The organism is Sphingobacterium paucimobilis HER1398 (genome assembly GCF_000416985.1).
Lineage (GTDB): Bacteria > Bacteroidota > Bacteroidia > Sphingobacteriales > Sphingobacteriaceae > Sphingobacterium > Sphingobacterium paucimobilis.
Genome location: NZ_ATDL01000018.1, coordinates 108,807 through 133,203 on the forward strand (window position 1 = coordinate 108,807; position 24,397 = coordinate 133,203).

21 protein-coding genes and 1 tRNA gene are annotated in these 24,397 nt (G+C 36.3%); 12 read left to right on the top strand and 10 right to left on the bottom strand.

Features of this window, described 5'->3' with window-relative positions:
• Positions 1-140 precede the first annotated feature (140 nt).
• On the bottom strand, positions 141-821 hold the full coding sequence (gene rpe / locus M472_RS39755) for a ribulose-phosphate 3-epimerase (RefSeq protein WP_021071585.1): 681 nt from the start codon (positions 819-821) through the stop codon (positions 141-143).
• 169 nt (positions 822-990) lie between these two features.
• Between rpe and M472_RS39760 the strand changes: the two genes are divergently transcribed.
• Together M472_RS39760 and M472_RS39765 are read left to right on the top strand one after the other, a co-directional pair.
• Positions 991-3,129, top strand: a complete 2,139-nt coding sequence (locus tag M472_RS39760; protein ID WP_022829425.1) for an HD family phosphohydrolase — start codon at positions 991-993, stop codon at positions 3,127-3,129.
• Positions 3,130-3,238: 109 nt separating this feature from the next.
• Positions 3,239-3,325, top strand: a tRNA-Ser gene (locus M472_RS39765).
• Positions 3,326-3,498: 173 nt separating this feature from the next.
• Here M472_RS39765 and M472_RS39770 read toward each other — a convergent pair.
• Positions 3,499-3,894 carry a hypothetical protein gene (locus M472_RS39770; protein ID WP_158499929.1) on the bottom strand — a complete coding sequence of 132 codons (396 nt, stop codon included), beginning with the start codon at positions 3,892-3,894 and terminating at the stop codon, positions 3,499-3,501.
• Between the two features lie 58 nt (positions 3,895-3,952).
• On the opposite strand from M472_RS39770, the gene M472_RS39775 reads away from it, so the two are divergent.
• The 6 genes from M472_RS39775 to M472_RS44655 all read left to right on the top strand — a co-directional run bounded on the left by M472_RS39775 (position 3,953) and on the right by M472_RS44655 (position 11,337).
• On the top strand, positions 3,953-5,122 hold the full coding sequence (locus tag M472_RS39775) for a site-specific integrase (protein WP_200859640.1): 1,170 nt from the start codon (positions 3,953-3,955) through the stop codon (positions 5,120-5,122).
• 27 nt (positions 5,123-5,149) lie between these two features.
• The gene (locus M472_RS39780) at positions 5,150-7,366 is read left to right on the top strand and encodes a DEAD/DEAH box helicase (protein WP_021071589.1); all 2,217 of its coding nucleotides are present in this window, start codon (positions 5,150-5,152) and stop codon (positions 7,364-7,366) included.
• Between the two features lie 213 nt (positions 7,367-7,579).
• Positions 7,580-8,425, top strand: a complete 846-nt coding sequence (locus tag M472_RS39785; protein ID WP_021071590.1) for an AAA family ATPase — start codon at positions 7,580-7,582, stop codon at positions 8,423-8,425.
• 4 nt (positions 8,426-8,429) lie between these two features.
• On the top strand, positions 8,430-9,452 hold the full coding sequence (locus M472_RS39790) for a DUF3871 family protein (protein WP_021071591.1): 1,023 nt from the start codon (positions 8,430-8,432) through the stop codon (positions 9,450-9,452).
• A 207-nt stretch (positions 9,453-9,659) separates the two neighbouring features.
• Positions 9,660-10,019 carry a hypothetical protein gene (locus M472_RS39795; protein ID WP_021071592.1) on the top strand — a complete coding sequence of 120 codons (360 nt, stop codon included), beginning with the start codon at positions 9,660-9,662 and terminating at the stop codon, positions 10,017-10,019.
• A 253-nt stretch (positions 10,020-10,272) separates the two neighbouring features.
• Complete coding sequence (locus M472_RS44655) at positions 10,273-11,337, top strand: hypothetical protein (RefSeq protein ID WP_021071593.1); 1,065 nt, start codon at positions 10,273-10,275, stop codon at positions 11,335-11,337.
• Between the two features lie 69 nt (positions 11,338-11,406).
• Here the strand turns inward: M472_RS44655 and M472_RS46010 are convergent, their stop codons facing one another.
• Positions 11,407-11,628 (bottom strand): helix-turn-helix domain-containing protein, encoded by a 222-nt coding sequence (locus M472_RS46010; protein WP_021071594.1) that lies wholly within the window; start codon positions 11,626-11,628, stop codon positions 11,407-11,409.
• Positions 11,629-11,883: 255 nt separating this feature from the next.
• Between M472_RS46010 and M472_RS39805 the strand changes: the two genes are divergently transcribed.
• Complete coding sequence (locus M472_RS39805; protein WP_021071595.1) at positions 11,884-12,279, top strand: hypothetical protein; 396 nt, start codon at positions 11,884-11,886, stop codon at positions 12,277-12,279.
• A 421-nt stretch (positions 12,280-12,700) separates the two neighbouring features.
• On the opposite strand, the gene M472_RS0123015 is transcribed toward M472_RS39805, so the two are convergent.
• On the bottom strand, positions 12,701-13,312 hold the full coding sequence (locus tag M472_RS0123015; protein WP_021071597.1) for a hypothetical protein: 612 nt from the start codon (positions 13,310-13,312) through the stop codon (positions 12,701-12,703).
• A 242-nt stretch (positions 13,313-13,554) separates the two neighbouring features.
• Here M472_RS0123015 and M472_RS39810 point away from each other — a divergent pair, with 242 nt between their 5' ends.
• Both M472_RS39810 and M472_RS39815 read left to right on the top strand, forming a co-directional pair.
• Entirely contained in the window at positions 13,555-14,058 is a 504-nt protein-coding gene (locus tag M472_RS39810; RefSeq protein ID WP_021071599.1) for an SRPBCC family protein, read from the top strand.
• Between the two features lie 112 nt (positions 14,059-14,170).
• Positions 14,171-14,704: a hypothetical protein gene (locus M472_RS39815; RefSeq protein ID WP_021071600.1), complete on the top strand. Its 534-nt coding sequence runs from the start codon at positions 14,171-14,173 to the stop codon at positions 14,702-14,704.
• A gap of 10 nt (positions 14,705-14,714) precedes the next feature.
• Here the strand turns inward: M472_RS39815 and M472_RS39820 are convergent, their stop codons facing one another.
• From M472_RS39820 to M472_RS39845, 6 genes are all read right to left on the bottom strand, one after another.
• A complete protein-coding gene (locus M472_RS39820) occupies positions 14,715-15,410 on the bottom strand; it encodes a hypothetical protein (protein WP_144062764.1) in 696 nt (231 codons plus the stop codon).
• A 199-nt stretch (positions 15,411-15,609) separates the two neighbouring features.
• The gene (locus M472_RS39825; protein ID WP_021071602.1) at positions 15,610-16,356 is read right to left on the bottom strand and encodes a 6-phosphogluconolactonase; all 747 of its coding nucleotides are present in this window, start codon (positions 16,354-16,356) and stop codon (positions 15,610-15,612) included.
• Between the two features lie 55 nt (positions 16,357-16,411).
• Entirely contained in the window at positions 16,412-17,158 is a 747-nt protein-coding gene (locus M472_RS39830) for a glycoside hydrolase family 16 protein (RefSeq protein ID WP_021071603.1), read from the bottom strand.
• Between the two features lies 1 nt (position 17,159).
• Complete coding sequence (locus M472_RS39835) at positions 17,160-18,602, bottom strand: CBM96 family carbohydrate-binding protein (protein WP_235049526.1); 1,443 nt, start codon at positions 18,600-18,602, stop codon at positions 17,160-17,162.
• 4 nt (positions 18,603-18,606) lie between these two features.
• Positions 18,607-19,974, bottom strand: a complete 1,368-nt coding sequence (locus M472_RS39840; protein ID WP_021071605.1) for a RagB/SusD family nutrient uptake outer membrane protein — start codon at positions 19,972-19,974, stop codon at positions 18,607-18,609.
• 9 nt (positions 19,975-19,983) lie between these two features.
• Complete coding sequence (locus M472_RS39845; protein ID WP_031301933.1) at positions 19,984-23,079, bottom strand: SusC/RagA family TonB-linked outer membrane protein; 3,096 nt, start codon at positions 23,077-23,079, stop codon at positions 19,984-19,986.
• 224 nt (positions 23,080-23,303) lie between these two features.
• Here M472_RS39845 and M472_RS39850 point away from each other — a divergent pair, with 224 nt between their 5' ends.
• On the top strand, positions 23,304-24,341 hold the full coding sequence (locus tag M472_RS39850; RefSeq protein WP_021071607.1) for a LacI family DNA-binding transcriptional regulator: 1,038 nt from the start codon (positions 23,304-23,306) through the stop codon (positions 24,339-24,341).
• Positions 24,342-24,397 lie beyond the last annotated feature (56 nt).

The window sequence follows — 24,397 nt, forward strand, 5'->3', positions numbered from 1 at the left end:
GTAATTTGGAATTATTCTAAACACCAAGCTCGGTTTGTTATAAAATATGGCTGTATAAAATAAATACTCCCCTTCAAAAAAAGCAACTCCATTATAAAAGGAATTGCTTTTGACATGATCCGTACAGGCGCAACACTGCCTTATACCATCTGTGCTGGTCCTTCAATATTCTTCAATTCGTGAATTGCGTCTGTAGGACTTGAAGCGTTAAACACAAACGATCCTGCGACCAATACATCTGCTCCTGCCTCTACAAGCTGCGCGGCATTGCTCAAGGTCACCCCTCCGTCGACTTCGATAAGCAAGTTGTCGTTGACCCCTGCTGTCAGCTGCCTGAGTTCTTTTATTTTCGAATAAGTATTGGCTATAAATTTTTGACCTCCAAACCCAGGGTTAACGGACATAATGCACACCATATCGATATCGGCTATAATATCTTTAAGAAACTGTACAGGTGTATGGGGATTAAGGGCGACCCCGGCTTGACAGCCCAGTTCTTTAATAGCCGACAATGTACGATGTAGATGTGTACAAGCTTCGTAATGAACCGTGATAATAGATGCGCCACTATCTTTAAACGCTTGAAGATAACGATCTGGATCTACAATCATCAGATGCACGTCCAAAGGTTTCCTCGCATGTTTGGCCACGGCCTGCATGACCGGAAAACCGAATGAAATATTGGGAACAAACACCCCATCCATAATATCAACATGAAACCAATCGGCATCACTATTATTGATCATAGTGATATCTTTTTCAAGATTCGCAAAATCTGCTGCAAGTATCGATGGTGCTACCAATCGTTTATTATTTGACATTGTATTTATAATATAGTTGATCCTTCTACAAACCTAATTAAAATGCTTTGTATTTGCCAAGACAAAATCGGAGCCGTTCATCAGAATAAGAAACCGACAGGGAATCTAAAGCGAAAATGACGAATAATAATTACTTTTGTACCAGGACTTCAACAAAAACACAATAAAGGTGGCAAAACTCAAGATTAATTACATAACCTCTAAGCTAAACAGTAACTCACTACTTTTTAGATACGGCATGGTCGTTTCTACCGTATTATTGATATGTTTTTTTCTCCCCAAACAACCTCGTTTCGAGTATGAATTTCAAAAAGGGAAACCCTGGAACCACGACAATCTTATTTCCCCGTATAATTTTGCTGTTTTAAAAACCAAAGAAGAGCTCGACAAGGATAAACAACAGATACTCAAAACAGTCCAACCCATCTACAATCTCAACACTTCGGTCAGTAAAGAACAGGTGGATCAGTTCACCACCGATCTTGCAGAAAAATGGCAAAGCAGCCAGATGGACACGGTTCCTTCACTTAAAATAGACGATTACAAAAAAAAGGGCGTTGAATTATTAAGTGCGATTTACAACCGAGGAGTCCTCTCGCTAAATAACCGCTATCAAACTAAGGGCACAGAAAGTGAAAAACTGAACGAGACCGATGCCAATTACAATTTCACCTTACTGAATAATAATGTCGCTTCTCAAAAAAACACAGTTGACTGTTTTACCATCGAAACCGCTTACGAATATGTCAAGTCAAACCTAGACAGAGATAGAGATATCAGCAGAAAGAAATGGTTTGTAGAGGTTCTCAAAAACTATATTACGGTCAACTTGATATACAACGAATCACTGACAGACAAAGTCGAACAAACGGCATTGAGCAATATATCCAGCACCAGAGGTATGGTCCAAAAAGGCGAACTGATTGCCGAACGGGACAAGATTGTAAATAACGACACCTATCAGAAACTCGAGTCTTTACGCAAAGTATTTGAAGATGAAGCCAAGATCACCGGTAACAAGAACTACGTAGCGCTAGGTCAATTTTTACTTGTAGGATTAGCCATGACGCTGCTAATGGTCTTCTTGTACTACTTTAGACGACAAATCTATGATAACAACAGGCTTCTTGTCATTATTTTCATTGTGATCCTCGCTATGCTTGGCGTACTTTCTTGGGCAATCAATATGCGTATATCGAGTCTATATTTTATTCCTTACTGTGGTGTACCTATTATCTTCAGGATTCTATTTGATACCCGCGTAGCATTGAATATACATTTGTTGATGGTATTGATTGCGGCCCTGTTTGTACCCAACAGTTATGATTTTGTCTTCCTACAATTCATGTCGGGTTTGGTTGCGATATACAGTATCCGAACAATGGTCAAGCGCGAACAATTTCTGATTTCGAGCTTGCTCATACTGGCCACTTATATCATTGGATATATCGGGCTCGTGTTGACAAGGAATGGCTCTGTCAGTAACATTTACTGGAATGACATTACACCTTTTATTGTCAGCGTAGGTCTCACACTTCTGGCCTATCCACTCATCTATGCCTTCGAAAAACTATTTGGCATCGTATCGGACCTAACCCTCATGGAGCTCACAAACAGTAACTCCAAACTGCTACGTGAACTTTCGCTAAAGGCACCTGGGACTTTTCAGCATTCATTACAAGTCGCTAACCTTGCAGAAGCTGCTGTATACAAAATTGGAGGAAATCCCCTGTTAATCCGAGCGGGAGCACTGTATCACGATATTGGAAAGATGATCAATCCGCTTTACTTTATCGAAAACCAAAAAAATGGGGTTAATCCCCATGAGGAGCTGACTTCGGAGCAAAGTGCACAAATCATCATTTCGCATGTGATTAAAGGTATAGAAATAGCAAAGCGCAATCTACTGCCAGAAGTAATAATAGACTTCATCAAAACGCACCATGGTACCACACGTGTGGACTATTTCTATAACGAATTTCTTCGTGACAACCCGGACAAGCTGGTAGACGAGACGATATTCCACTACCCAGGGCCCATCCCCTTCTCCAAAGAGACAGCCGTCCTCATGGTAGCAGACTCGGTAGAAGCTGCCGCACGAGCTCTAAAAGAGCCGACAAAAGACTCTATCAGTAACCTTGTCGACAAAATCATTGAGCACAAACTCATGCAAAAGCAATTCGAAAATGCGAACATAACGATGAAGGACATCAGTGATGTCGCGCATATTTTCAAAAACATGTTGATGAGTATTTATCATGTACGCATAGATTACGATTTGAGCAAGAAAAAAGATGTTTTACAATAAATAAATGAGCATCAATAGGTTAATATTTAAAGACTAAAAAATATCAAAAAAACGGCATTTAAAATTTGTATAATGATTTTTTTGCCTTATGTTTGCACTGTCGAAACAGGGAGAGATGCCTGAGTGGCCGAAAGGAACAGTTTGCTAAACTGTCGTACTGGAAACGGTACCGTGGGTTCGAATCCCACTCTCTCCGCTAAGACTAAAAGAAAGTTCAACGAAAGTTGGACTTTCTTTGTTTATAGCAAAAGCCTATCATATAGCACCAGATTTTCTTACTGTACAAAACAAGGGATGAGAACCCGCAGGGTATACTTCCTACTCATGAAGGAATACAAATAGGTGTACATAAAAATTTCTAGGTGTACATTATTTTTCCCTGTCCTCTCCTTTAATATTGAGTATATTTTCCTTTATATACTTTGCGATAAATGCCCTATTGTGATAGATTAAATATATCCCCAACCCTATCCACAAAATATTTTTCATAATTATAGATAGAAATATCCCAAAATATTTGAAGAAGAAAACAGAAAGTGTAATTGCATAGATTATGTATAGCCATTTGAACACTTTCCTAGATTTTATCTTATCTCTAAAAATTATAAATCCAAAAACTATTAAGCCTAGAATTACCAAACCTAAGAAGAAATCAGACAAAACCTCCCCAAAAGGCCTATTTAATAGTTCATCAACACTTTCCTGATGCCTTAGATCACTTTCGTAGTCATCCTCATCATAATATCCCCTTTGCAATAATGTCATAAAATTCATATACGGTTAACTAATAAATTATACAATGATAAAAATTCTATTCCTTTTAATGAAGACCAGAACCAATGTAAAAGGTATCTGCCCAATTAGATGCAGGATAACTTATAATAGCTACAGAAAAGAATTTTCAACCGGATTATTTATTAATCCAAAGAATTGGAACAACAAGAAACAGGTAGCAATTCCAAACAATCAAGAAAATTCAATTATCAACAATCAGCTCAGCATTATTAAAAACAAGATCAATCAAGGTTTTATTTTCCTGCAACTACATAGAAAAGATTCAATAGATGTTGATATGATATATTCACAATTCAAAGGTGAAAATATTAAGGAGGATAAATTCATTTCAGAAGCATTCAACCTACATAACAATAAAATGAAAGCCCTGGTAAATATTGATGTTGCCATTACTACATTAGAAAAATACCAACAAACAGAAAATCACGTTCTGGAGTATATCAAGTTCCAATACTCAAAAAAGGACATTAGGCTAAAAGAATTGAACCTAAACTTTCTATACGACTTTGATTTATATCTTAAAACCGAAAAGTCCTTTAAAACCAATACAATTCAAAAAACTATTCAGAGATTAAGAAAAATTATAAGGCTAGCTGTAAGTATGGATTTTATAGAAAAAGATCCATTTACTTTATATAGGAGTAAACGTCACAAAAAGGACATCATATATCTTAATCAATTTGAGTTAAGGAAACTGGAAGAGTTTAATTTCAACCAAGAGAAGTTGAATTATATAAGAGATCTATTTGTATTCTGTTGCTACACAGGGTTAGCATTTAATGAGATGCAGAATCTATCCGAAGAACACATCATGCAAATACAGGGAAACAGGATCATTAAGATGATTAGGCAGAAAACCAACAAATCTATATTTGTACCCTTATTACCAAGAGCCGAAGAAATTATAGAAAAATATAAAAAAAGCGACTCCGATATCTGTTTTCCTAATATTTCCAATCAAAAATTTAATGTATACATAAAGGAAGTTGCATTCATTGTTGGTATAAACAAAACCTTAACCCATCATGTAGCAAGGAAAACCTTTGCTACTACTGTACTTTTGTATAATGACATACCCATTGAAATTGTATCCAAGTTATTAGGTCATTCCAGAATAACTATGACACAAGAATATTATGCAGAAATCATGGATAAAAAAGTAGTGGAGGCTATAGAAATAGTGAAAAATAAAATATAAACTTGTAATTAAGCATATACTTATTACATGAAAATTCCAGTATCACCAAAAACACATTCTATAAAGTATAAAAAAATAGAAACAGCAGACTTTGACTGTACTCAATTTCACATTAGTAAAGACATTCTTACTCCTAACCCTACTACAGAATTTATAGACTACACTGAAATAACACCAAAATCAGGAAGTATTGAAGATTCTAATACTACAGTATTAAATATCGGGTTAGGATTAGGAAAGTCTTACAGTCTTATTAAGCTTATCGAAAAGCATTTAAATGACCCAACCAATATTGTATTACTTTCAGCTCCTTTCCACTCACTAATAAAAGAATACCACAATAATATACTTAAAGACACGTCCATAACTAAAAAACAAATTTTAACTATAGATGATATAGATAAAGGAGTTAAATTTGATGTAACAACTCATAAAGTTCATCTGTTAACTACACATCTATTGCTTTCTACTGGTATAGAGAAACAAGCTTTTCCATCTGCTAAAAGATTAGATTACCTTCATGATATTTTAACCATTTCAAAAGAAAACGATAGAAAACTAGTACTAATCATTGACGAGATCCATGAGTCTATTGAGTTATTTAATGAAACCAGCATTCAAAAACTGTGGAGGTTTAAAGATATAATAAAGAAAATTTATTGTGCTTCTGCGACATTCTCAGAGGTATCTAAAGTCGTATTGAAATATTTGGCTGAATTAACAGATAACAACATATTAATATTTGAAAATGAAAGAGAACAGAGGAAAAACTTAAGTGATCTACATTTACATATTGTTTCTGACACAAGCATAAAAAGTTTTGATTATGTCATCGAAAAGTTAATAAAATCAATGACAAGTAGTCACATAGACATAATTACACCTACAAAATCTCTAGCTCAAGAAATTAGAAAGAATATTATTGAAGCAAAATTAAAAACATCAAAACAGATTAACATCTGTATTGGTCAAGATAGAAACAAAAAATCATATGATCCTACCCTATTAAATATTGGAACAACTTTTACAACAGGAAACAATATAACACATCCAGATCACGAATTAATTGTCATACTACCTAGCTCAAGAAAAGTGATTCTCAACAATATTTATTCAAGTCAAGGCTATATCAAATTGCTACAAACTATAGGCAGACAAAGAAACAAAGGAAAAGTACATATCATATTTGATGATGCTCTATTTATTGATAGTGTAAAACACAAAGCATTCTTAAAGCCTATTGAAGAACAAATAGTGGATACAGGACTAATAGAAAATAAATATTGTAAATACTCCGATGTCAATAAAGAATTTAAGTTGTTAAAGGACACCTATAACAAATGGTGTACAATCTTTAAGACTGCAACAACACAACACGAAATAATAACAAGAGCAGTAACAATCACAACCCCATTAGACGTCGTTCATTTTGAGAAATTCTCATTTGAATACGGAGACAAATATTTACAGGATAATTTTTTTTGTGGTAGCATTGGAACATTTGTTTTATGGGCTGCTCTTTTTAATCAGTTTACCACATGTAGTTTAGTTGACATCAACACATATGAACAAATCTACAGAGGCTTAAAGTCCCCATCTGATATTCAAAAGTGTATTCAGATATCGATAGATAAAGTTAAAACACAAAACTCAGGCAAAGTTTTAAGTGATAAAGAACTAGTTGAAAAAACAAAGTTAGCCCTTTGTGATACTTCATTTTATATAGAGGATAAAAAATTATCTACAACGAAGCTGAACAATTTAATTGAAGATTGTATTGCTAATTCAACTTTAAACTTATCAAAGCCAAAACTAAAAGAGCTAATAAAAAACAATATAGCAAAGGATCTGCAAGACTCTAAAACACGTAAAATAGAGATGGTAACGGGAGAAGATCAGGATAATTCACTGGTAAAAGAGTTTGAAGAGCAGGAAAAAGGTAAAAAAATTCTACTAGAACTAGAGAAAATGTTATTGGCAACATCAGAAGTGTGGGATAAAGGATTGAACTCACTTGATATTATACAACAAAAAGTTATTAATGAACCACATATTTCATCATTTATAAATAACAACTTAAGTGTAATAAAGAAATATCTATTAGGCCAAGAGCCAAGAGTTAATCGACTAGATGATACCCAACTTCCAAAGCTCATAATAGAACTTCTTCTAGTAGACAAGAATGGCTTTAAAAAAGATGAAATCGGAGCAAAAAAAAACCAAGTTTACTCCAGAAGAAGGTGAGAAAAAATAAATACTACTATAAGGTAAATAAAAAAAAATCTCACCTCATACAATCCCTACATATCCTGTGTAGGGATTTTTTATTTTATCAAACTAACCAAGAAGACGAGAATTATTAGATTATTATAACTCCATTTCACTCCTGGTACATCTAGATCTACGAACTAGTACATCTTAAAAAATCTAAACATTTATATTAAAAAAAATTAAGTTATGATGATAAGAAAAGCAGAAAGGAAATCAACCAAAATAAAACTTGCTTTACAAGGTACTGCAGGTAGTGGCAAAACATTTTCAAGTATCTTAATTGCAAAAGGTCTATCACAAAACAACCTGTCTAAAGTATGCATCATTGATACAGAAAATGGGAGTGCAGACTTATACTCCCATCTTGGTGACTACAATGTTATATCTTTATCTCCTCCGTTCACACCTGAAAAATACATAGAAGCTATAAAAGTTTGTGAGCATTCAGACCAAGAGGTGATAATTATTGATAGTATATCCCCTTGTTGGGATGAATTATTAGAATTTCACGCTACATTACTTGGCAACTCTTTCACAAATTGGAATAAAGTAACTCCAAGACATAAAAAATTTATTGATTATATATTACAATCTCCTACTCACATCATAGTTACCATGAGAACTAAACAGGACTATGTGATCAATCAAAAAGATGGAAAAAACATACCTGAAAAAATTGGATTAAAAGCTATCCAAAGAGAAGGAATAGACTACGAGTTCACGATTGTGTTAGAACTTAACTCCAACCATAGAGCAACAGCCAGTAAAGATAGAACAGGATTATTTAATGATAAATCAAACCTATTATTAGATGCATCAATTGGTAACAAAATAATAGAATGGTGTTGTATTAATACAGGTATTAAAACAGAGAATATAGCTTTACAGGATTTATACAATCAGATTCAAAGTTGCAGTAGTATACAAAATTTATACGAGCTGTATAAAACTTACCCAAATACATCACAAGATTTACTAGCAGACTATGAAATCAGAAAGAAACAACTAACTAAAAACACTATAATCAATTAATAGTATGAATTTATTACAAAATAGAGTGATAGAACAGAGTTTTCTACCCACAATAGCATCATTAGACAATAACTTCAACCAAAATCAACTCGACGTAAGAATTAAATCAAATCATAAGCCATTTATTGAAGCTAACACCATAGAGATAGCTATGGATCACCTACAAAATGAATGTATCATCCCTGTATTTTCAAAAGACAATGAGAGATTGATCTCACATAGTGAATTTATTGATACAACATTTGACGTAATATCAAGGTGTTTTGGAAATTTAAGCATTAATGATCCTGAAATAAGGGTATCCCACGAAATAAAAGGAAGAACACCAGATGCAATTCACAAGAACACCAAAGATTTATTAAATCACGAAAAAACCATCTACTATGAAAGAATGGCATTTATTATAAACATTCCCGATGTTAAAGAGGTTATCAATGGTAACGAAATTCAACTATCAATTGGGGGAGTTAGGAATTATAGTAGCGAAAACCTACACAGCAAGAAAACTCTTCAAAAGTTTAAAATATTTATTGGCTTTCAAAACAAAGTATGTTGCAACATGTGTGTCTCATCTGATGGATTTATAAACGAGTTAAAAATCAATAATCTGTTTGAGCTAGAGGCCTCCATAATGAAAATGATAGATAATTATGATGCTTTTAGACATTTCAATTCCATGAAAAACCTATTAGATGATTATTTAACAGAGCACCAGTTCTCAACTTTAATTGGTAGAAGTAAATTATACCAATATTTACCAAGAGAAGAAAAAAGAGAATTACCAGACCTTCTAATCAACGACAATATAATAAACTCTATTTCAAAAGATTACTACAAAGATGAAAGTTTTTGCAAAGATTCCAATGGCAATATAAATTTATGGAATGTCTATAATCTACTTACCCAAGCTAATAAAAGCAACTATATAGACACTTTCTTTGACAGAAACTTAAACTCATTTGATTTTATTCAGGGAGTACAACAGGCACTAAATGGTAATAGCAAATATCATTGGTTTTTGAGTTAAAAAAGCCCTCCTGAAATGGAGGGCAACTATTTTTCTTAAAAAAATTTTTACGTCAATCACCTAGAACAAGTACCCCCACCCATTAAAAAAAGAAAACATCCCCCCTTTCTTCAGATTACGAAAATAAATTTCCGGCCTCCATAGTAAATATTGATGAATTCTATTGGAGTATCATATATAAATTTTTCAAACTCAAAAACTAAAAAAATGGTAACAATTATCAACTACAAAAAACTTACAACTGACACAGGCAAAGACTTTTGTTTGTTAGAAATCCAAGGTGGGATTGAAATGGTAAGAAGTCAATCTACAGGATTATTTTATGCCACTGCAAAGAAATGCTTCATCTCATCCACTTTTGATGAATTAACCTCCCAAGCACTAGTAGGTTCTCAACTCAATGGTTCTGTTGTAAAAATTGACTGTGAAGAATATGAATACACTATCAAAGAGACAGGAGAAATAGTTACACTTGCTCACAAATATGTTTATACAGAAGAAGAAATTCCTACTGGCAAACAATTTGCCAATATCATAGAAAATCAAATTCAAGCAAGCTCCTATTAGCTAGATAAAGGTGAATAATTCATATCAAAGACTTATTCACCTATTATAAAATTATTTGCTCTTGGTGAATTTTGATATTAAAAATATCAAGAAGAGGAATGCTCACCAATGCATCTAATATCTGAAACAGTATTTTTTAAATATTTACTAGCTTATTCATTAAGTAAATAGCCTTTATCACAACAAATGCAACCTTGCAAAGAACAATTATCGTCAATTTTAATATTGATTTTTGTATTTTGCATTATACATCATGTTGAATATAAAAGAAAGGCTAGAAAAAGCACCAATATTTGATTATCCTGTAACAAACATAGTTGATGATCATCTATTGTATTTTGGAGAAAGTACTTGGGTCAAAGAGAATGCTAATAATATAAGGTTATTAGCTAAGAAAGCTAATTTAAAATTCATACTGCTAAATAGTGATTACGAATTGGATCCTGACATAAGATCATATTATTTTCCAAATACAGCTAATTTTCAATCTCACTACACATCATTTTTAGATACAATCCTTCTTTACTTTAACCTACCTTTGCATCTAAAAAGTGGGTTCATTGCAGTCAAAAAGAAATATTCAGAAGAGGAAGTTTGTTATTTTAGTGAAGATCACGATTTTGAATTCTTATCTAATTTTCTACTAAGCTATTCGGAAAAAAAATCTCTATTATTTGCAAAGACAACACTAGAGTGCATTTATCTAAGTGAAACTAGATCTCAAATACTTTATTCCCCAAGAATAGTTAATAACCACGATGATACACCTTTAGAACATGAAACAGAAGAGCATATAAAGGTAATTAATGAAAAACTACTTTTACTTCAAGAGCAAGGTAAACTCTTTACTATCCTTCCATTGTTACAACAATATATACAAATCAACAATGGTTTCGAAATTGTTAGTAGGTTGGAAATCCAACATGACAACAGAATAGTGTTGACAGACTTTAATAATACTGAAATCAAGCTAAGTCATCTAACAAAATCCATCTACTTTCTATTCCTATTACATCCAGAAGGCATTGAGCTAAACAATATAAATAAATATGAAACTGAACTTCTAGGCATTTATAAAAATATTTCTAATCAAAACAATTGGGATAAAATAAGAGAGACAGTTCTACAAGTTGTTAATAACAAAGATGCTCTGTATGTTCACTTTTCAAGAATAAAATCAACCTTTTATAAGCATTTTCACAAGTCCATTGCTGAGCAATATTGTGTTACAGGCCTGAAAAATGAGAAAAAGCTGATCTCTCTTGATAGGAATCAAACTAACATTAAGGATTTTAAAATTAAGCTATTTATAGAATAAAAAAACAAGTTGCAAGGTTGCAGCTTTAGAATTTACATTGATTGATACCATAAATTTGATAAAAAAAAATCAAATGTTTAGGTCAATTAACTCAATCAGTGGCACATTTAAGTTTTCAGCTATTATATATAGTGTAAAAATAGTAGGGTTAGTATTTCCAGCTTCTAACCTATTCATATTAGATTTTTCAAAATTGCACAATGAAGCTAACTCAATCTGGGACATATTCTTAGATTCCCGCAATTGTTTTATACGTTTTCCAATAAGTATTTGAAGCTCATTTTTGTCCATTGCACACACCAATGAACAAAGGTTACCATATTTGACAACTACTTGGTTATCATAAAAGATAACTTCCTATATTTGCACAATATATATAAACTTGTCATGATTCAAACATTGCTGAACAACAAAACATGATTTACTGACAACATGAAAAACAAGTAAATCACATTGAATGATATATGAAGCAGTAAGGACAACAGCTTCACATTATTGCCTTATGTTTATAATTTTTATTTATTTTACACCAACTAATATTTAATCATGTATTTAATCCTTACCTTAATTTCACTTTGGACAGTAACAGCAAGTATAAATGGCCTAACACAAGGATATTATATCCTTAAACACACAAACTTAAAATCTACTTCATTTGATGAAGTAAATAGAGGTCATTTGCAAATGATAAAATTCTTATTTATTATTTGCACTATTCTCTTGTTTTCAGTGACTTTCTTTGGGGTTTCAATTTATTGGTGGGCAAGATTAGGCTTATTTATAATACTAATCATTCTAGGAGTTTCAAGTGGTATATATAAAATTAAATCAGACATATACAACAAAAAAGTTCAGTGGAATACTAAAGTTGATGATTACTATCCAATTGGATTCATCATAGTTTCATTGACAACACTTATTGTAGCATTATTTTTAAAATAGCTGATTATCAAATGTAATCAGGATAACAATCAAATTTTCAAAATCTTACTTACTTCCTGGTCATTAATAAACCCAGATGGCATCTTTTCATTCATTGAATTTATCAATATAGGCTGTATAGAAAAAAAGGCTCTAGTGGATATTTGTTTCTTTACTCCAGACTGGACTTCTATAGTAGAAAAGGCATACAAATAGGTGTACATTTTTTGAAAACAAAAATATAACACTGATAATAAAGAGGTTAAATATAGGGTTCGAATCCCACTCTCTCCGCAAAGACCGAAAAAGTTCAACGAAAGTTGGACTTTTTTTCGTTTATAGCAATGCCGTCGAATACAGCTCTTACTATACTTATTTCGTAGGACCAAGGGATGAGAACCCACAACGCCCCCCCTTCTACATTAAGAATGTAAAAACAATTTTACAGGGGTTTAAGCCTTCCAGTCTCCAGCACCAAAAATACGTTCTCTTCATGCGTAGGCACTTCATTCATATAGTTCCAGCTTTGAACGCTGATCCGGTCTTTCTCAAACTTACCGACTTTGCTAAACGCAGATTCGGCAACCTCGTCATAAGCAATATCCAACTGATCAATAATATGCCCATCTTTATCTAAGGTGACTAAGGTCGTAATGAGTTCATGCTCCCCATCCCTATAGGTAATAACGATGGCGCTGAAATTTTTGGAAAAAGGCACGCTATATCTTATTCTGAAATGCGCAGCACTGCTATTGGACGTTTGGAACTTTATCTTTTTGATAAAAGCATCGTCCGAGACACCTTCTTCCTGATAATTATCAAAATTAGTTGAATCAATGATAACAAAATTTTTCACCGGGAGACTCTTGATGATGTTGGCCTCTTCGACTCTATGGTGTCCACTTACGGTCGGCTCCTGAATTCCTTCGTCAGTTTCGGTTCTGCCTATCTTTTCGCTCACTTCTTTTGTCGCGACAGCTTGTTTTCCGGTATTGCTACAGGATAAAGTGACTACGCCACCTATTATCGTCAATAGTATTAATATTACTTTCATACGTAAATTGTGATTCATATTACTTTCTGTGGTGAATTATGGCGCCCATTGTTCCCCACTTTTGATGATCTGTATAGCAATTCCTATACCAAGGTATAGGCTGGGCATCCCTACTGCTACCATTTGGAATCTTGTCCTAAGACAAGTAATTCTCTCTAATTTGCAAAGCATGACGATGGCACTTAACTTTATTACGAGAATGGAACCTGATGAAGGTGGGCAATTTATTAAACAGTAGAAACATGAAAAACAACTTACTATTTGACTACACAGTCAATAAAGAAGAAAAAACAATCCGTATGGTCCGTGAATTCAGAGCAGACCTCCAGCTCGTATGGAATGCATGGACAACATCTGAGTTATTGGATCAATGGTGGGGACCAAAGCCATGGCGTGCGGAAACAAAAGTGATGGATTTTCAACCTGGTGGTCATTGGCTCTATGCTATGGTGAGCCCCGAAGGTGAAAAACATTGGAGCAAAGCGGACTTCATCTCGATCGAAAACAATAAATCATTTACGATGAAAGGCGGCTTTTCGGACGAAAACGGTATACTGAACCCAGACTTCCCCCAAAATGAATGGAAGAATACTTTTGTCCTGAAAGAAGATAGGGTAAGCGTAGAAATCCTACTCACCTATAATTCGGCTGAAGACCTAGAAACAGAAATCAAAATGGGCTTTTTAGAAGGCATGACCGTAGACTTTGAACAGTTGGATACTTTACTTTCGAATCTAAAAATTTAGCGCACCTAAAGCACATACATGACCCCATGTACATTCTGCTATGATTTGAGAGGATAAACATGTCTTTTTTGGAACACAGTTTGCTAAATTGAATAATGCAAAAAGCTTGTTCATGAAAAAAAAGTCACTGACATTATTGCAAAAAGTATTGTTAACTCTGATCACAGGTATGCTTCTGATCATGTTCGGTGACTTGTTATTGCGTTATTTCTTTGATATCAGTCTAGCGATTGAACTTTTGACGCTCCCCTTTGCAGCAATAGGCTTTCTTGGTCTCTTTATGCTATTCCCTCAAAAAAACCTCTTTTTTGGAATACTGCTCGCATTGGTCGGTGGCGCTGTACTGATTTTTTACAAAGTGACAAAAGATGGTCTATCTGGGACCGCTTTGATAAGCAACAGCAAATATGTCATTCGGGTCACGCCACATAATTACTGGATAGTCAGACACTATCCTTTTGCAGAGAAAGTAATCGCAAGGAAAAGAACAGATGCATTTTTTGATCCAAATTCAAAGATGGGATTTGATCGGGGCTATCAGATAGGATTGCTCAAAGAAACCTCCGACAGCCTCTATCTGGAAATCAACTCCAACACGCATCGGCTTGACACAGTCAAAAAGAGAGGTCTGTGGGAGAAGATCTAGACATCCAGGATCATTTTTCTATCACAACGGGCTTTTCATCCCTACATTCTACTGGCTTTATTGAAAATACACTATTAGACGAGGTTTTATTACAATTTAGATTCTCCGAAGCAGCTTTCCGCATCTTCATTAAATTATAAATATCTATTCTCTCAAGCATTTCCTCATGACGATCAGTTTTATGGACAGCAATAGCTTCCATTTTGCAATCTGAAAAGATATAATGACCAGTCCACTGGCTCGCATCCGTACACCTAACGTCTTTATAGAAAGCTTTTATTTCTTTATACCGAACTGGTAATTCGGAATCTATTTCTTCCATAGAAAGATCTTTGACATATATAAGTTTCGCTTTCCCACTATCACATACTTTACGAAGAGGATGATTGGGTATCCTCGGTCCAATATCGCTCAGCATCCCTTCTCTACTCGATGCAATATTCCTTTCCTGTTGGAGCTGTTCCAACTCGACCTGAAGTCTATCGAATTGCTTTCTTACCGAAAAGTGAACAGGATAATAACCATTCCTTTTTATAATTTCAAACGCTTCAATATCTGTACAGGGGACAGACTGGACTAAGGCATTTATTTCTTCATACTTTTCGGAGACTAGATTGTTCCAGTATTCATATGATTTTGGTTCAGACTTAGAACAGGCAATAAAAAGTATCACCATACATAGGTGAAACAAAGTACTTCTTTTCATTTTCAAGTTATTCATTGATCCATGGTATAAATATAATCAAAACCACATAATAATATATGATTCGATTAATAGCTAGGTTTACAAGATCAGTATTAAAGTTTTACCTCTCTTGGATCACTAACAAGTATGCTTTCTTAGAAAAAAATGCACAGTCTCGACGAACTATGCATTTAACTTAAAACAGATCTAAACTAGAAACTCATACTTTAGGACAGGCCGCTTCGTCAAAAAAGAATTGACAATCGACGTGTTCCCGCAATATCGTAGATGGCCAAAGCGTACTTATTTCGGAATACAAGGTATGCTTCACCGCCTCAGCCTTATGCTCGCCCACGACTACACAGTACAGACTAGAAGCCTTCATAATAGTAGGTATAGTCAATGTCAATGCATGAGTCGGCACCTCTTTGATGTCAGCAAAACAACCATCAATAACTTGCTGCATCCGGCACACCTGATCAAGCTCGACTTCTTTGATAACCTGCTGATCGTCAAAGTCTGCTACGGGTGGATCATTGAAAGCAATATGTCCATTCTGACCGATCCCCAGACATACTACATCAATAGGCTTCTCAGTTATAAGTGCCGTAACACGTACTAACTCCTCATCAACTGTACCAGAAGGGTTAATAAAGTACTTAGCCTTAGGTGTCACGAACTTAAAAATTGTATCCTCCAGATAATTTGAAAATGCCTGCTCAGCACCATTGGGCAAACCGATATATTCATCCATATTAAAGGCTACGATCTTAGACCAATCAATCTCTTTGGACTGAGTTAGATAACCCAATATATAATCCTGCGAAGGAGCAGCCGCAAAAATAATACGTATCTCATCCTGCGACGCCTGCAATTCCAATAATTTAGCTTCGACGGCTCTTCCTGCCTTCTCACCTGCTTCACGAGCTGTCTCGGAAATATCAACTCTCAAATTTTCTAAATGCATATTTATACTTATTTATCAAAAAGAACAACAACAATAAAACACCTTAAAACAGTACCTAAGCAGCTGCAAAATGCACACTGTCAATCACAATTTCCTGCTCCTTTAGATCAGCAGGCATCTGTCCCTTAAAAAGCCACAAATTTAACTTCAGCTTCTCATTGTTCTTTTTGGGAACATGATTTCCCTTGTAGATCCACTCATAGATACTCTCTTCATGGCCTTTATCATTCATGAAACTGCTTGAAAAAGCTATCTCCTCCTCGCTCCAATCAAAGGAATGTACCGTCGGCCCCAGGTTGGGAAGAATATCAAAACGCTCCTTATTGCCAGTCACTGTCGAAGGTTGTGATACAAATTGTGCATTGAAATTTTCGTCGATCGACCATTTTGAAAACTCGATATCGATTTCATGATCATCATCTAAATAGGTAAAAAGTCCTACAACTACATTCTTATCCAATTTCGTAATGTCCGAATTGACATAGAACGTATACTTGCCATAACCAAGAGAACGCCTAGCTGTTACTCCTGAACAATACCAATAGCCCGCTTCCTCTCTTATCTTGAGATGTAAGCGTCCTTCGGTATCCACCCACACATTTTTATCAGAGGCCGAAAATAAATTCGGCCCTGGTCCTTCCTTTTTATCTTTGGTAGCACGTACGACCCAATCTATACCAGAAAATTGAATAACCCGATCTGTAACAACGGGAGGTACCTCTACTTCGGGAATAGAATTACTGCAATTCGCAAAAAACAGCCCTCCAATAACAATACATACGAGCCAACACCAATTTATCATGCTACTTCGCTGAAATGTTAAGCTCAATATTATCCAATATAGCCCCAGCTTTATCTCGTGCTGTTAAAACTAAAAGACCAGTACCTAATGTCTCCCCATCATGGATAAACACCATATTTTTAAGATCTAAGTCAAGTTGGCTAAAACGACTGCCTTTCTTTAACACCTCGGCTCCCTTTATCAACCAGCCAAAGGTTGGCACCTCTTCAACAGTATAGATGATATCTCCAGCCGAAGCTCCACTCACGAGAAGATTATCATTAGACAGCACATACATCCCTCCATTCTCTACATCAAAATCTTTCTTACCTTCTAATACAAGTTCCGAATCGCCACTTGCCAAGGTTGCAATAATCATCGGTGGTGCTAGTGTAGGGTGCTCTTTGGATGCAATATCATCTGTTTCATCAGATTTTGCCTGCCCATCCAACATAAAAGATTTTAGACCGTTAGGACTTTTCTCCTTATAATAATCGGTTAAATCAAACTTAAAATTAGTTCCTTTACTCGTTTTGATAGAAGCGATACGTGGTGTCGTCGGAAACACAGCATTACTAAAATTAAGTGAGCTTTCGCTCCAACTGGTGCTAGGTGTTTCAAACAGATCCAAATCAACACCTTTGGCTGCCGTAAAAGACACCGCCAGTTGCATCTTAATTTCGGTAATCACGCCTTCCTTCTTAAAATCATCAAAATCGAACATCAAAAAAGCCTTGCGGTCGTAATCACCATTCCCTGCTACATTTTTGATTCTCAACAGCGGATCAGTTCCGAAATTTTTCGTCGACTCTGCCCCACCATTGACATAAGCATCCTGTTTCACGAATATTGTATCCTGCACCAAGTTAGGGTTTTCAGCATTAGCATCACCTGTGGGAGCGGAGTAGAAAACTACAAAATTCACCACATGCATCACTCCATTCGTCGGAACTAGATTTGAAGTTCTGATCTGCCATTGCCTATTGGTACCTTCATTAATCAATCCTACATAGGTACTGGTATGAGACAGGTACATCGTCTGTCCATTTTCTGTTTCATAAGCAATAGGCCTATTGCTGGGTGCTAGATCTGGGTCATTAAAATTGACCTCATCTTTTACCGTATGATAACGCAGTATATTCTTTAAAATCGGAAGAGGAATAGCAGCTATAGAAGAATATTTATTTTCCTTTAGATAAGCACGAAATGCTTCATTATTAGGAGCAATAAAAGTCAGACCTGTCTTTTCGGCATACATCTCCTGAAACTGTGCCCGCTCTATAGCTTCATTAAGCATGGAAAGTGAATCATTACTCTTAATATATGCTAGAGCTGACATATTCAGCTTCGTATTATCTGGAGCTGGGTCGTAATTAAAACTTTCTTGTATCTCGCAGCTAAAGAGCAAGATTAGTATACTAATCCCCATTAGGAGATGAGTAATTATATTTTTTACCTCTCTCATAACCTTACTTATAAAATTCATTTTGCTTCATGTTCGTATTCCTCAAGGTTGCACTTTCATGTAATGGCCACAATAGGTTCCCTTTATTCGATAGTCCATTAATAGGTTGCATGGTCGAAATTGCAGTACCGGTACGTACCAGATCAAACCAGCGGTGACCTTCAAAGCAAAGCTCTACCGAACGTTCGTGCAGTATCGCATCTATCACGCTTTTGTATTCATTATTTGCGGTTGCTTCATCCATGACGTCCAGACCAGCACGTTTTCGTATACGATTCAGCAGTTCCAACGCTTCGGCCGACTGATTAAGGTTCGCGTGAGCTTCTGCTTTCAGTAAGATAATATCCGCAAGTCTAGTTAAAACAATGTTGTTGGAAGACGGTTCAGGACTCTCATCTTTAAACCCCTGTCCAAAGAATTTCCATATTTTACGAGGTTGGACTTCCGCCACATCATAGATCCGTGGTTGACGCAGGTCGCCTTTCTCCAAAGAGGCTATAAATTTGGTACTGGGAACATAATCACTATCCGAACCTAGTGCATAAAGAGTACGCAATGCATTGGTCTGCACCTCATTGTACCCTATTTCAAAGATACTCTCTGTACTCACGCCTTTTACAAATATATCGTTCCAGTCATTCATCGCCACTAAGGTGTATTGCGAATCCCCAATGACCTTTTCTGCAGCAGCTATCGCCTTATCATATCTTTTCTGCCACATATACAGTTGGGTAAGAAAGGCATATGCTGCTCCTTTTGTAAAGAGCACACGGTTTTTAGCACCTGAATAACTAGCAGAACAGTTCTCTACAGCAAACAATAGATCTTCTTCCACCTTTGCCAATACTTCGTCCGTGCCGTTTCTTTTGACAAAGACGTCCTGATCTACACTCTCATAAGGTTCGGTTATTAAAGGCACCTCTCCCCAGATACGTGTCAGATAGAAATAGGCGACGGCCCGTAGTCCGTGCGCTTGACCGAGCAATTCTCTCTTAAGCGCACTTTCGCCTTCTCCAAATACCTGAGGTGTATATTTTATAGCATAGTTAGCACGAGATATAAGGGTATAAAATCCATCCCATTTCGCAGAATTAATGATTGGCGTCAGGTCATTGCTCTGAAGTGCCCTAGGGTCTCCAGCATGCTTGGTCGTCACGTTGTCTGCACGTCCCTCCCCCCAATATGCAAAATTCAAACGAAAAACCGACTGCATGCTATTGTATATCCCAGTGACACCAGCTTGTGCATCACTAGGTTTTTTATAAAATCCTTGTCCAGAAAAATTACTGATCGGCTCTTTATCCAAATCCGAACAGGAGACAACAAGCAGCATCAAAGCACTGCCTAATATATATTTAAATGATCTCTTCATGGTTATTAATTAAAGTCCGAATGTTAAACCAAACATGAATGTACGACTCTGTGGATAAGATCCTTCATCCAAGCCTACACGAAGCCCAGAGTATGAATTTACGTCAGGATCAAATCCTGTATACTTGGTCCAGGTAATTAGATTCGTAGCAGTTACAAAAGCATCGAGCTTACGTAAGCCTATACGTTTAACCCATTCCGGATTAAGCGAATATCTGAGGTTAACATTCTTTAATTTTATATACGAACCGTCCTCTACCCACCTACTCTGCACGCGGCTATCCGATTGTTTCGGGTCATCACGGATCAGTCGAGGAAAGTTGGTTACATCCCCTTGCTCACGCCATCTCGTCAAAGCATCTGTAGACAAATTGTTATAACGCACTATTGAATTGCGCTGATGATTTAATTCGCTATAAATATCTCCTCCTACGGAGTATTGGAAAAACACATTCAAATTGAAATTCTTATAGCTGAAATCGTTAGAAACACCTCCGAAATACTTAGGCTCGGCGTAACCGATAATCTGTCTATCATCTTCATTAATGATACCATCTCCATTCAAATCACGCCAGATCGGATCACCACCTACGAAAGCAGGACCATTGGCACCATTCGTAACTCCTTTTACATTATCTTCATCACGGGCATATACACCATCAAACTGCCATCCGTAGAAAACACCAATAGGCAGTCCTACTTGAAGAATATGGACATCACCGTTTCGGATATAACCATTAGTCAATACATTCTCTGGTAGGGAGGTTACTTTGTTGCGATTCAAACTGAGGTTGATATTGGTGCTCCAACCGAAGGCTCCCTGTAAGTTTCGCGTTTGCAAACTAAACTCTAGCCCCTTGTTTTCTATTGAACCTATATTACGTGTCACATACTCAAATCCCGTAGTGCTCGGCAATGGGACATTGTACAACAAGTCTTTTGTTTTTTTCAAATAGGCATCCGTAGAGAATAAAATCCGATTATTCAAAAAACCTAATTCTAATCCCAGATTGTACTGATGCGTTGTTTCCCAAGTCAGACTTGCATTAGGCATCACTGTGGGTGCTGCACCAGAAAAGTCAAGGTAATTCGTACCTAAGGTAAATTCTCCTCGAGAAGTATAATCTCCTATCGCTTCATTACCTGTACTACCTAAACTGAAACGAAGCTTACCGTCGCTCAACCAGTTAAGATTGCTCAACGCTTCTTCTTCTACGAAACGCCAACCTGCAGAAGCCGAAGGGAAGAAACCGAAGCGCTTATCCCGTCCAAACCTTGACGAGCCGTCCGCACGCATGTTGAACTCCAAAAGGTATTTACCTAAATAATCATACGTAAGACGTCCAAAATACGAGCGCATAGCATGCTCGGAAGCAACGTTTACATCTTGACCAGAGATAACAGAAGCTCCATTTAGGGTGCGGATATCATCGCTAGCAAAATAAGAGCCATTCAGGCCGGTACGGTCATACCGCCATCTTTGAAAACTAATCCCTGCAACGGCACCTATATTATGTGTATTGTCGATACTTTTATTATAAGTAAAATAGCTTTCATTGCCCCAAGTTAGGTTTCCTGATGAACGAACAGCCCCCGTATTATAACCTTCACGATAATCTAGAATAGAAGGCATAAACTCATCTTCCTTCATCGCAATATAGTCCAAGTTAAAGTTACTTCTGAACTTTAAGTCTTTAAGAATATCTATCTCTACATATTGGCTTCCAATAATTCGGTTGCTTTTGTTGAGATTGGTAGCATAAAGCGCCATTCCTACAGGATTACGCTGTCCGATCATATAGCCATTGAGTGATCCGTCCGGAAGATACATAGACATATTGGGCGGCCTGACCAAGAGACTGCGTATTATACTAAGATTACCAGACCCGGCTGCATTCGTACGGTTATTGACGGCATTCGTATAGGATACACTCTGTCCTATGCGTACACGTTCCGATATATTAAAGTCAACGTTCAGACGGGAAGTAAAACGCTTATAATTCGAATTCAAAATCACACCATCCTGATCTAGATAAGATGAACTCCAGGCATATTTTGTACCTTGATTACCACCTCGTACCGAAAGATCGAGTTTATATTGCGGAGCGACCCGCATTAGTTCATCCTGCCAATCTACATCACCATTATTCATCGGATTTAGCGAGTCAATAATCGTGTAATAAGGTTCTTCTGGATTAGACAATGCGTGATAAGAATCCAATACTGCTTCTCGATACTGACGCGCGTTCAAGACGCTAAGCTTCCTGGTCAAGGAACTAATACCGGTAGTAGCATTAAGTAAAACTTCAGCCTTTCCTTCAGCCCCACGTTTTGTAGTAATCATCACCACCCCATTGGCTGCACGAGAACCATAAATCGCTGTTGAAGCAGCATCCTTTAAAATTTCCATAGACGCGATATCATTGGGATTTATATCCGCCAACGGGTTTAAACCCGATCCTTCTGTACCATTCAGGGCGGATATAGAGTTGGACTCGATAGGGATACCATCCACAACGAACAACGGATTATTACCCGAATTTAAAGAAGAATTACCTCTTACACGAATGGTCATTTCGCCCCCAGGAGCACCGGAATTAGAAGAGACTTGCACACCGGCGGCTCTTCCTTGCAAGATTGAAATCGGATCCTGTTGGGTAGTTTTTTCAATATCGGCCGAACCTACGGAAACGACAGAACCTGTTAGATTTCTCTTTTTCTGACGGCCATACCCGACCACTACAGTTTCTTCTATTTCGGTTGCAAGATTTAATAATTCAATCGTATAATTTGTCGAAGCACCTATCTTCAATGTTTTACTGCTGTATCCTAAAAATGAGAAAACAATAGACTGGCCCTCTGACAAATCTTTAAAAGTAAATACACCTTCATTATTGGTGCTTACACCAGTATTTTGGCCCATGAGTTTAACACTCACGCCCGGCAGGGGCTCTTTGGTACTGGCATCGATCACTTTACCTGTCACTTCTTTCTGTTGCCCAAAGACACTTGTTGGAGCGATCAATAGGGTAGATAAAAGTGAAAAAGCAAAGAAAAACGCACATGTACTCCATTTTAACTTACAATGGTTTGTCGTAAATATCATAATGCAGATCTTGAGTTTATATCGTCTGTTACTTGTCAGTGCCAAGGTAAACAAAAAATAAAACCAACGCAAACATTTGCACAAAAAAAACAAAACAGAAGCAAAATTACGACTCAAAACACATTTTAATCAATGCAAACATTTGCATAAAACGTTAAAATATTATTATTTGAATTCATGAAAAATTGAATTAACTTCGACTAATCTAAATAGGAAATTTCATTATGAAAAAAGAGGAGGCATCACGTATCACCATAAAAGATATTGCAAAGTCTTTAAATCTTTCTACGTCAACTATATCTCGTGTGCTTTCCAACCACCCGGCCATAAGTGAGAACACGAAAAAGATCGTCAAAGAGAAAGTTAAAGAGATGGGCTTTCACCTAGATCCCATAGCTTCTAGTTTTAGAAGCAAAAAGACAAAATCGATTGGTGTTATATGTCCGCGGATTGACATTGAATTTCACTCTAAGGTGATTAGTGGTATTGAGGAATATGCTTACCACCGAGGCTATCAGATCACTATATTTCAATCTCAGGATTCCTACCATAGAGAGAGAGAAATCCTCCATATGCTGGAAACATCATTTGCGGCAGGCGTAATAATCTGTCCGGCGCTCGAGACAAAACGATATGATCACTTAAAAAAAATAAGTAAATCCAACACTCCACTAGTGGTGTATGACCGCGCTAGCGAACAGCTAAAAGCCAGCAAAGTTATTATCAATGATTTTGAGGCTTCTTTCAAAGCAACATCCCATCTGATACAGCAGGGATGCAAAAACATTGCGCACATAGCCGGAAATCAAAGTACCGAAATTTTTAAATCAAGACTGGAAGGATTCAAAAAAGCGCTAACACAGTATCACCTCCCGGTACATGAACATTTGATAAAAGAAACGAAAAACCTAAGTTATGAAGAAGGTAAAGTTGTTGCTCAAGCTCTGCTCGAAAGCACACCACTACCAGATGGAATCGTATGTGCCAATGACTATACCGCTGCTGCGGCGTTAAAAGTATTTCGAAACAACAATATAGACATCCCCACTCAAACAGCAATCATCGGTTTTAGTAACTACCCAATCTCTTCCATTCTCGAACCACAGATATCAACCGTCGATGACAGTGCATACGAAATGGGACTGGTTGCCGCTAAAATACTCATTCAACAGATTGAAGATAAAGATATGCGAGCACTGGAGTACCAGGAAGTGATACTTAAGACCAAACTGATCATACGCGGTTCGTCAAATAGAAACTAGATATTGATTTATAAAAGTAAAAAAGTAGGCCGCCAATCGGCGATCTACTTTTTTTT

Coding starts and splice junctions, on each gene's coding strand:
- rpe (WP_021071585.1), bottom strand. CDS start 821: ATGTCAAATAATAAACGATTGGTAGCACCATCGATACTTGCAGCAGAT.
- M472_RS39770 (WP_158499929.1), bottom strand. CDS start 3,894: ATGACATTATTGCAAAGGGGATATTATGATGAGGATGACTACGAAAGT.
- M472_RS39775 (WP_200859640.1), top strand. CDS start 3,953: ATGAAGACCAGAACCAATGTAAAAGGTATCTGCCCAATTAGATGCAGG.
- M472_RS39780 (WP_021071589.1), top strand. CDS start 5,150: ATGAAAATTCCAGTATCACCAAAAACACATTCTATAAAGTATAAAAAA.
- M472_RS39785 (WP_021071590.1), top strand. CDS start 7,580: ATGATGATAAGAAAAGCAGAAAGGAAATCAACCAAAATAAAACTTGCT.
- M472_RS39790 (WP_021071591.1), top strand. CDS start 8,430: ATGAATTTATTACAAAATAGAGTGATAGAACAGAGTTTTCTACCCACA.
- M472_RS39795 (WP_021071592.1), top strand. CDS start 9,660: ATGGTAACAATTATCAACTACAAAAAACTTACAACTGACACAGGCAAA.
- M472_RS44655 (WP_021071593.1), top strand. CDS start 10,273: ATGTTGAATATAAAAGAAAGGCTAGAAAAAGCACCAATATTTGATTAT.
- M472_RS46010 (WP_021071594.1), bottom strand. CDS start 11,628: ATGGACAAAAATGAGCTTCAAATACTTATTGGAAAACGTATAAAACAA.
- M472_RS39805 (WP_021071595.1), top strand. CDS start 11,884: ATGTATTTAATCCTTACCTTAATTTCACTTTGGACAGTAACAGCAAGT.
- M472_RS0123015 (WP_021071597.1), bottom strand. CDS start 13,312: ATGAAAGTAATATTAATACTATTGACGATAATAGGTGGCGTAGTCACT.
- M472_RS39810 (WP_021071599.1), top strand. CDS start 13,555: ATGAAAAACAACTTACTATTTGACTACACAGTCAATAAAGAAGAAAAA.
- M472_RS39815 (WP_021071600.1), top strand. CDS start 14,171: ATGAAAAAAAAGTCACTGACATTATTGCAAAAAGTATTGTTAACTCTG.
- M472_RS39820 (WP_144062764.1), bottom strand. CDS start 15,410: ATGAAAAGAAGTACTTTGTTTCACCTATGTATGGTGATACTTTTTATT.
- M472_RS39825 (WP_021071602.1), bottom strand. CDS start 16,356: ATGCATTTAGAAAATTTGAGAGTTGATATTTCCGAGACAGCTCGTGAA.
- M472_RS39830 (WP_021071603.1), bottom strand. CDS start 17,158: ATGATAAATTGGTGTTGGCTCGTATGTATTGTTATTGGAGGGCTGTTT.
- M472_RS39835 (WP_235049526.1), bottom strand. CDS start 18,602: ATGAGAGAGGTAAAAAATATAATTACTCATCTCCTAATGGGGATTAGT.
- M472_RS39840 (WP_021071605.1), bottom strand. CDS start 19,974: ATGAAGAGATCATTTAAATATATATTAGGCAGTGCTTTGATGCTGCTT.
- M472_RS39845 (WP_031301933.1), bottom strand. CDS start 23,079: ATGATATTTACGACAAACCATTGTAAGTTAAAATGGAGTACATGTGCG.
- M472_RS39850 (WP_021071607.1), top strand. CDS start 23,304: ATGAAAAAAGAGGAGGCATCACGTATCACCATAAAAGATATTGCAAAG.